The following is an 8040-nucleotide window of genomic DNA, read 5'->3' as shown; positions in this document are numbered from 1 at the left end:
CACGCCCGACGAAGAAGCGGGCGTTCGCCGCGCCGCTCGCCCGGGCATTGTCCCGGGCGTCGTCGACCGCCTCGGGAATAAGCTCGATGCCGCGCACCTCGCGGGCGTGCGGGGCGAGCCAGAGCCCGATCGTGCCGGTGCCGCAGTAGGCGTCGACGACAAGCTCTTCCCCGGTCAGCGCAGCGGCTTCACGGACCGCGTCGTACAGCTTCACCGTCTGCTCCGGGTTCAACTGGAAGAATGCGCGGGGGGAGAGGGAGAAGCGGACGTCGCCGAGCGTCTCGTCCAGCCGCTCCTTGCCCCACAGCACGGTCGTTTTCGCGCCGAAAATGAGCGGAGAAGCTTCTCGATTCAAATTTTGCGCGATGGTCGTCACCTGCGGCAGCTCGTCGCGGATGCGGCGGACGAGCCGCTCGCGGTCCGGAATACGGTCCGCCGCGGTGATGAGCGTGAGCTGAATCTCGCCGGATTGCCGGCCTACGCGGGCTACGATGGTGCGGACGACGCCTTGACGGGTCCGTTCGTTGTAGACGGGGATGTCCAGCTCGCCAAGCAGCTTGGCGACCGTCTCCGTGACCCGGTTGATCGCCGGATCGTGTATCGCGCAGCCGGTAATGTCGACGAGCTTGTGCGTGCCCGGGGAGTACAAGCCTGCGACGACCTGCTCGCCTGTGCGGCCGAGCTGCAGCTGCGCTTTGTTCCGGTAGCTCCAGGGGTTGTCCATGCCGAGAATCGGCCGGATCGGGGCCGCCTCCATGCCCGCGTACCGCCGGAACGCTTCCCGTACCAGCTCCTCCTTGGCACGAAGCTGAGCCTCGTACGTCATATGCTGAAGCTGACAGCCGCCACAGCTGTCATAGACGGGACAGGGGGGCTTTTGGCGGTGCGGCGAAGCCTTTTCCACCTCGTCCAGCCTGGCCGTCATATAGCTCGGTTCGACCTTCGTCACCGTCGCTTTGACGACTTCCTCCGGCAGCGTGCCGTCGATGAATACCGCCTTGCGCTTATAATAGCCGACGCCCTCGCCGTTAATCCCGATCCGTTTGATCGTCACCACGATCCGGTCGCCGGCTCTCAGATCCTCAGCTGTCGCGGGCCGGTTTGTCGCTGAAAATTTCTTCCCTCCGGGCCGGCGTGCGGCTTCCGGTCTTTTTCCTTGCGGACGCGAAGAATCGCGGTTTTTTTTCCATTCCGTGCTCATGCCGTTTTCTCTCCGTTTCTGGTCAAATCGCTGTTCTTACTATACCATGACCGGGCCTTATTGGCGAAACGGGCTCCATGTTTAAGATTAGGCATCCCCGTCGGCCGGATGGTATACTCTAGCTGTAGCTTTTTCCAAGAACGACCCCCAAAGGAGCTGAAGATGTTGCCGATGGCGGAAACGATGATCAAGGCGGACGGTTTAGTGAAACGGTACGGGGATTTTACGGCCGTGAAGGGCGTCCATTTCGAAGTATATCGGGGCGAGGTGTTCGGATTGCTCGGACCGAACGGCGCGGGCAAGACAACTACGATGGAAATGATCGAAGGGCTCAGACAGCCGGATGAAGGGCACGCGGTTGTGGCAGGCTTTGACACCCGGACGCAGCTGAATCAGGTCAAGCAGGTGATCGGCGTCCAGCTGCAATCCACCTCGCTGTTCGATCTGCTGAAAGTGCACGAGATCGTCCGCATGTACGCCAGCTTTTACCCGAGCTCCGTACCGATTGAGCCGCTGCTGGAAGATATGATTTTGCAGGAAAAACGCAACGACCGTGTCAAAAATCTCTCCGGCGGGCAAAAACAGCGTCTGGCGATTGCGCTGGCGCTCGTGAACGACCCGCAGGTGGTCTTTTTGGACGAACCGACGACAGGTCTGGACCCGCAGGCCAGGCGGATGCTGTGGGACATCGTGCTTAGGCTCAAGGAACGCGGCAAAACGATCGTGCTGAGCACGCATTATATGGAAGAAGCGCATACCTTGTGCGACCGCATTTGTTTGATGGACAGCGGACAGGTAATCGCGCTCGATACGCCCCGGAATCTGGTCCGCAACCTGCAATCCGACAGCGCCATCGAATTCCGGCTGGAAGGCGCCGATGCTTGGGACGGGGAGCGGCAGGAGGCAGTAACGGAAGCGCTGCGGGAAGTAAGTGAGGTGAAGCAGGTGGATCAGCGCAAAGATATCTTCGTGCTGTATACCGACCATCTGCAAACCTCGCTCGTCGATCTGATCGGCCGGGCGGAAGGGCAGGGCTGGCGCGTGCAGGAGCTGCAGACCCGGACGGCCACGCTGGAGGACGTATTCATCCACATGACGGGAAGGAGCTTGAGGGAAGCATGAACGCTTACATCCATCTGACGCTTGCCCAGCTGCGGCTGTTTGCCCGCAACCGGCAGGTGCTGTTCTGGACGCTGCTTTTTCCGATCTTCTTCATGGTCATGCTGGGCTCGTTTCTCGGCAAAGGCAATCCGGTCTCCGTCACCGGCGCCATCGTCGATGAGGACCGGACAGCCGCTTCCGAAGCGCTGATAAAGGCGCTGCAGGACAACCCGATCCTGCGGCTGAACGCCGCCTCCGATGTAAACCCCGAGCTGGAGACGCTGAAACGCGGCGATTACCAGCTTGTGCTCGTCATTCCGAAGGGCTACGAGGAATTGACGAAGCCAGGCGGCACGGGGGTGGCCGCGGCGATCAAAGTGTATTACGACGAAACGAATGCCGCTACCTCGCAAATCGGGCTGCAGGTGCTGGCTCCGGCCATCGACGGGATCGACAAGAAGCTGTCGGGCTATACGCCGAAAATTACGATCCGGCCGGAAGGCGTGCAGTCGCTGAAGCTCAGCTATATCGACTTCCTGGTGCCAGGCATCGTCGCCATGATGATTATGTCCAACAACCTGAACGGGGTGGCGGGACAAATCGCTTCGTGGCGGGAGCGGGGCATCCTGCGGCGGATGCAGAGCACGACGCTGAAGGCTTCGACGTTTATCGCTTCGCAGATTACGGCGCGGCTGCTGCTGAACGGCTTGCAGGCCGTCATTGTGCTGGTCGTCGGCTCGCTCTTTTTCGGCACGCAAGTGAACGGCTCCTGGCTGCTGCTGCTCGGCTTCATCGTGCTCGGGACGCTGGCATTCATGTCCATCGGTTTTATTATTGCCGGTCTGGCCAAAACGCCGGAGAGCGCCGGACCGATCGCCGGCTTCGTCTCGTTCCCGATGCTGTTCCTGGGCGGCGTCTTCTTCCCGATCAAGAGCATGCCGGAGTTCCTTCAGCCCGTCGTCAAACTGCTGCCGATCTCCCATTTGACGACGGCGCTGCGTCAGGTGATGAACGTAGGTGCGGGGCTTTCCGTCGTCTGGACCGAAGCGGCGCTGCTCGGCGGCTGGCTGCTCGTCGCATTTATCGTGGCAAGCTTTACGTTCCGTTGGGAATAAGCCAGCGGGGACTCCGGTCCAGGCCGCAGCTTTCACGGGCGGCGCTCGCTCTTTCGCCTCGAAAATTCCACATTTTTTTCTTAAAAATGGGAAATACTATGCTCATCTTGCTGCATATATAGAGAAAAGGAGAATTTTAACCTTTTGTTTATATTCTCCTAATGTTGTCTTAATGTTTGCCCGGTAACATGAAGACAATAATATTCGATGCGAAGGGACGATTTTTAAATCATGATTTTGTACCAATTGGCCAAGAGACTGGCGGAGCGCAATCGACTGCAGGACAATATCGAGCGTTCCGAGGGCAATATCGAAGCATTGGTAACGCAAAAGGAGCAGGTGGAGGAGCAGCTGTTGACCCAGGCCAACATGTGGAAGGAAGAGGGGCAGGACGAATTCATGCTTGCTGCGCTGGCTCCCGAGCCGGACAGCCTGCCCGTCAGCGAATCCTTGTATTAGTTTTTTGGAAAATGGGACGTCGCGTTCCATTTTCTTTTTTTGTGTTCGGTTCCGTTTCGCGGTAGAATAGGGATACTGTTCGATACGAAAATGGATAAGTAAAGAGGTACGGAGTTCCCATGAAAAATATTGTCTTATCGACGTTAAACGCCAAATATATTCACACTTCGCTCGCGCTGCGGTATTTGAAGGCGTTCAGCCAGAACGATTTTCCCGGCATCCAGATTGCCGAATACACGATCAAGGACCCGGCGATGAACATCGTGTCCGACATTTACCAGCGCAAGCCCGAGGTCGTTGGCTTCTCCTGCTATATCTGGAACATCGAAGAAACGATCGTCGTGGTCAGCATGCTGAAGAAAATCATGCCCGGGCTGATCGTCGTTTTGGGCGGCCCGGAGGTTTCCTACGATACGGAGTATTGGATGAACCGGCTGCCGGAAGTCGACTTCATCGTCGTCGGGGAAGGCGAGGAGACGCTCCATCACCTGCTGACCGAGCTGGAAGGAGACCGCGCCCTGTACAGCGTCTTCGGCCTTGCCTACCGCAACAAACAGGGACAAGTCGTCATCAATCCGCCGCGGCCGAAGCTGGCCTTGGACGACATTCCGACGCCGCATCGCTTTGCGGAGGATGTCCCGAGTCTGGGGAACCGTGTCGTGTATTTCGAGACGAGCCGGGGCTGTCCGTTCAGCTGCCAATTCTGTCTGTCTTCCATCGAAGTAGGCGTGCGTTATTTCGATATGGAACGGACCAAGAGCGATCTGCTTTATCTCATCCGATCCGGAGCGAAGCTGATTAAGTTCGTGGACCGGACGTTCAACATTAAACGCGACTATGCCATGGAAATTTTTGAATTCCTGATCCAAAACCATAGCGGCTGCGTGTTCCAGTTCGAGATTACCGCGGACATTATGCGGCCGGAAGTGCTCGATTATTTGGCAGAGAACGCGCCGCCAGGCATATTCCGCTTCGAGATCGGAGTACAGTCTACAAACGATTTGACCAACAACCTCGTCAAGCGCCGCCAAAATTTTGCCAAGCTGACCCGGACGGTGACGAAGGTGAAGGAAAGCGGCAAAATCGACCAGCATCTCGATCTGATTGCCGGTCTGCCTGAGGAGGATTACAACTCGTTCCGTAAAACGTTCAACGACGTTTTCGCCCTCGGTCCGGAGGAACTGCAGCTCGGGTTTCTGAAAATGCTCCGCGGCACCGGGATGCGCCACGACGCGGATAAATACGGCTACCTCTATATGGACCATGCGCCGTATGAAATTCTCGGCAATAACATTTTGCCGTTCTCGGACTTGGTGCGGATCAAGCGGGTAGAGGATGTACTGGAAAAATACTGGAACGCCCACCGGATGGACCATACGGTCCGGTATTTGATCGAGCGCGAATTTACGTCGGCCTTCGACTTCTTCCAAGAGTTCGGCGATTATTGGGAGGAGCGGGGCTGGCAAAAAATCGGGCACCAGCTTGAGGATTTGTTCACCCGGCTGCATGCGTTCCTGAAGCATCGCGGAACGGCCAAGCTTGATGTCATCGAAGGCTTGATGAAGCTGGATTATTTCCTGAACCACAAATACAAGCCGCGGAAAATCTGGTGGGACTTTACGCTGGACAAGCCCCGACAGTCGGATTATTTGCGGCTGCTTGCCGAGCGGCCCGAGGCGGTATCCGGTTCGTTCGCCGCGCTGGGCATCGGGGAGAAGGATCTGCATAAGCATGTCATGATCGAAAAGTTGCCGTTCCGGCTGGACCGTTATTTGCAAAGCGGAGAGCTGGACCGGACAAGCGAGCAGCTGCTCATTGTGTACTTCCCGCCGGACGCTTCGGCCAAGCCGCAGCCGTTTACGCTGGCGCTGGAGCCGACAAGCGCCTAAGGCATAGGCAATAATGAAAGAACACCCCGTCTTTATTACGAAAAAGACAGGGTGTTCTTTTTTTAGAAGCCGCTGCTGTGGTCTATGGCAGATAGCTGCGCAGGACCGTCATGCTGCCCTCAAGCGAATAGCTGCCGAGGTTGGCAGGGAGCAGATAGCATTCGCCCGGTTTCACATTCAGCTCGCCGTCGGCCCAACGAATCGATCCTGTGCCTTCGCAGATAATGTGGATCACAAAGCTCTCCGGCGACGTTTGGAGCGGCCAGCTTCCTTCGACGCGGCCTTTTTCCGTCACGAAGAACGGGGAGCGGGCCAGGGTCAACCATTCGCCGGAAGCGTTCAGGTTCGTTTTCATATACGTAGCGCCCGAGTTTTCGTAGGCGATGACGTTCAAGGAATCTTCAATATGCAGCTCGCGCGGTTTGCCGTCCAGACCGAGACGGTCGTAATCGTACAGCCGGTAAGTGCTGTCCGAATTTTGTTGAATTTCGGCGACCAGCACACCGGCTCCGAGCGCATGCACGGTGCCTGCAGGGATATAGAAGGAATCGCCCGCTTCGGCGATAACTTCGTTCAAGCAGTCCAAGATGCGATTTTGCTCGATAGCTTGAGCCAGCTGCTCGCGGGTCACGCCGTCTTTCAGCCCGTAAATGATTTTAGCGCCCGGCTTAGCATCCAAAATGTACCACATTTCGGTTTTGCCCAGCTCGCCTTGCGGCAGACGCTCGTAATGATCGTTCGGATGCACCTGTACGGACAGGTCGTCCTGGCAATCAAGCAGCTTGATGAGCAGCGGGAAACGCCCGTTTTTCTCCGAAAAGCCCTTGCTGCCGAAAAACTCGCTCCCATATTGCTCGCGGATTTGATCGAGTCCCATGCCGGCCAACTTCCCGTTCACAACGGTGGTCGTTCCGTTCGGGTGATCGCCGATCATCCATCCTTCGCCGATCGGGCCCTCCGGCAGTTCGAGCCCGAACTGTTCGAGCGCACGTCCGCCCCATACTCTTTCTTTGAATTCGGGTTTGCATTGCAACGGATACGGCTTCATCTCTCTCCACTTCCTTATCCTGGTGGGCCGGGTTTACCGGAGCAAACCGGGCCTTTCATTTTTTTTCTATTTTGCATTATATCAATCCGCCCCGCCTTTTGCTATAGCTGAAAAGCACCGAAAGCGGGGAAGGCATCGGTTTGGATTTATCGCGCGGCACTATCTTTTTTCGACGGCGATAAGATAAGGCGGATAGTTGATCTGATTCATAAAACGGTACTGCAGCGTCTGAAAATGCTTTTGCGGCAAGGCCGCGGCCCAGCGCTCGACCTCGGCCGCTTCCTCCAGGCCTCCCCGATGGCCGGTGTACAGCACGATCGTAATGATACCGCCGCGTCGAATAAGCTGAGTGGAAGCCTCCAAGGCGCCAAGCGTTGACGTTGGTTCCGTCACGGTTTCATGATTGGCTCCGGGCAAGTAGCCAAGATTGTACATGACGGCTCCGATGCGGCCGTGGCTTTCTTCGGGGATGACGTCCAGCATTGTTTCATGGCCGCGCAGGTGAAGCCGGACGTCCCGGCCGGGACACTCCTGTTCCAGACGCGATGCCGTTCGGTCCAGCGCCTGCTGCTGGATGTCGAAGGCGTGCACGATCCCGGAAGGTCCGACAAGCCGCGCCAGGAACGCCGTATCGACTCCGCCGCCGGCCGTAGCGTCGATCACGGTTTCCCCCGGCTGCACCCGTTCTTCTATTAATTTATGTGCAAAGCTGAGAATGGACACAAAACCCAAAGGAGCGACTCCTCCTGTACCAAGGAATTGAGATGTTTAAGCGGCGAGCGCGTTTCTTTGCCGATACCAACAGATATGGATAAGGATGCACAAATCGGATTAAGTCCAATAGAGGAACAGAAATGCGCTATGAGCCGGGTTTAAGTAAAATGTGAAACCTAAAGGAACTATGGTGCCTTAATACGACAAAAATAAAGTGAACCCACCAAATTCGACATAAATAACTGACTTCAGTTCCTCTATTGGTTTAGGCGGCTTCAACTCCAGTGCTATAACGCATCGGAAATGTCTTATTCATCAAGGATAAAGTTTGAAGCTATGAGCTATGTAAGCTCTTGCAGCATGCCGATCGGGCTTCAATCGCTTGCCCGTCCCGGCGGCGCCAGATCCCCGGCGCCTGCCGGAGCCGCCGGCGTCTGAAACCCCGGCTTCGCCACCGGCGAGCCCGTCGCATCCGGCTCCGAGCTCGCCTTCGGCGGCTCGATCGGCCCCGCC

7 protein-coding genes are annotated in these 8040 nt (G+C 57.0%); 4 read left to right on the top strand and 3 right to left on the bottom strand.

Annotated elements, in window-relative coordinates; translation table 11 throughout:
• A partial coding sequence (gene rlmD / locus PEH01S_RS33530) for a 23S rRNA (uracil(1939)-C(5))-methyltransferase RlmD (RefSeq protein WP_127490381.1) occupies positions 1 to 1201 on the bottom strand: 1201 nt, incomplete at its 3' end.
• 171 nt (positions 1202 to 1372) lie between these two features.
• On the opposite strand from rlmD, the gene PEH01S_RS33525 reads away from it, so the two are divergent.
• From PEH01S_RS33525 to PEH01S_RS33510, 4 genes are all read left to right on the top strand, one after another.
• Positions 1373 to 2323: an ABC transporter ATP-binding protein gene (locus PEH01S_RS33525; RefSeq protein WP_025849261.1), complete on the top strand. Its 951-nt coding sequence runs from the start codon at positions 1373 to 1375 to the stop codon at positions 2321 to 2323.
• Positions 2320 to 3417, top strand: coding sequence for an ABC transporter permease (locus PEH01S_RS33520; RefSeq protein WP_127490380.1), 1098 nt, complete (start codon positions 2320 to 2322; stop codon positions 3415 to 3417). Before PEH01S_RS33525 ends, PEH01S_RS33520 begins: the two co-directional genes overlap by 4 nt.
• A gap of 231 nt (positions 3418 to 3648) precedes the next feature.
• On the top strand, positions 3649 to 3876 hold the full coding sequence (locus PEH01S_RS33515) for a hypothetical protein (protein ID WP_025849263.1): 228 nt from the start codon (positions 3649 to 3651) through the stop codon (positions 3874 to 3876).
• A gap of 119 nt (positions 3877 to 3995) precedes the next feature.
• Positions 3996 to 5765, top strand: coding sequence for a B12-binding domain-containing radical SAM protein (locus PEH01S_RS33510; protein ID WP_127490379.1), 1770 nt, complete (start codon positions 3996 to 3998; stop codon positions 5763 to 5765).
• 82 nt (positions 5766 to 5847) lie between these two features.
• Here PEH01S_RS33510 and PEH01S_RS33505 read toward each other — a convergent pair whose 3' ends face one another.
• Positions 5848 to 6813 carry a type I phosphomannose isomerase catalytic subunit gene (locus PEH01S_RS33505; RefSeq protein ID WP_127490378.1) on the bottom strand — a complete coding sequence of 322 codons (966 nt, stop codon included), beginning with the start codon at positions 6811 to 6813 and terminating at the stop codon, positions 5848 to 5850.
• A 159-nt stretch (positions 6814 to 6972) separates the two neighbouring features.
• On the bottom strand, positions 6973 to 7545 hold the full coding sequence (locus tag PEH01S_RS33500; protein WP_025849266.1) for a class I SAM-dependent methyltransferase: 573 nt from the start codon (positions 7543 to 7545) through the stop codon (positions 6973 to 6975).
• Positions 7546 to 8040 lie beyond the last annotated feature (495 nt).

Origin of the sequence: Paenibacillus ehimensis NBRC 15659 (assembly GCF_004000785.1) — a bacterium.
In the GTDB taxonomy this organism is placed as follows: Bacteria; Bacillota; Bacilli; order Paenibacillales; family NBRC-103111; genus Paenibacillus_G; species Paenibacillus_G ehimensis.
The sequence above is the reverse complement of the archived record's forward strand: the minus strand, read 5'-3'. Positions and strand labels throughout refer to the sequence as shown.

Bases quoted from the DNA above. Each gene is read 5' to 3' on its own strand.
- PEH01S_RS33525 (WP_025849261.1), top strand. From the start codon at position 1,373: ATGGCGGAAACGATGATCAAGGCGGACGGTTTAGTGAAACGGTACGGG.
- PEH01S_RS33520 (WP_127490380.1), top strand. From the start codon at position 2,320: ATGAACGCTTACATCCATCTGACGCTTGCCCAGCTGCGGCTGTTTGCC.
- PEH01S_RS33515 (WP_025849263.1), top strand. From the start codon at position 3,649: ATGATTTTGTACCAATTGGCCAAGAGACTGGCGGAGCGCAATCGACTG.
- PEH01S_RS33510 (WP_127490379.1), top strand. From the start codon at position 3,996: ATGAAAAATATTGTCTTATCGACGTTAAACGCCAAATATATTCACACT.
- PEH01S_RS33505 (WP_127490378.1), bottom strand. From the start codon at position 6,813: ATGAAGCCGTATCCGTTGCAATGCAAACCCGAATTCAAAGAAAGAGTA.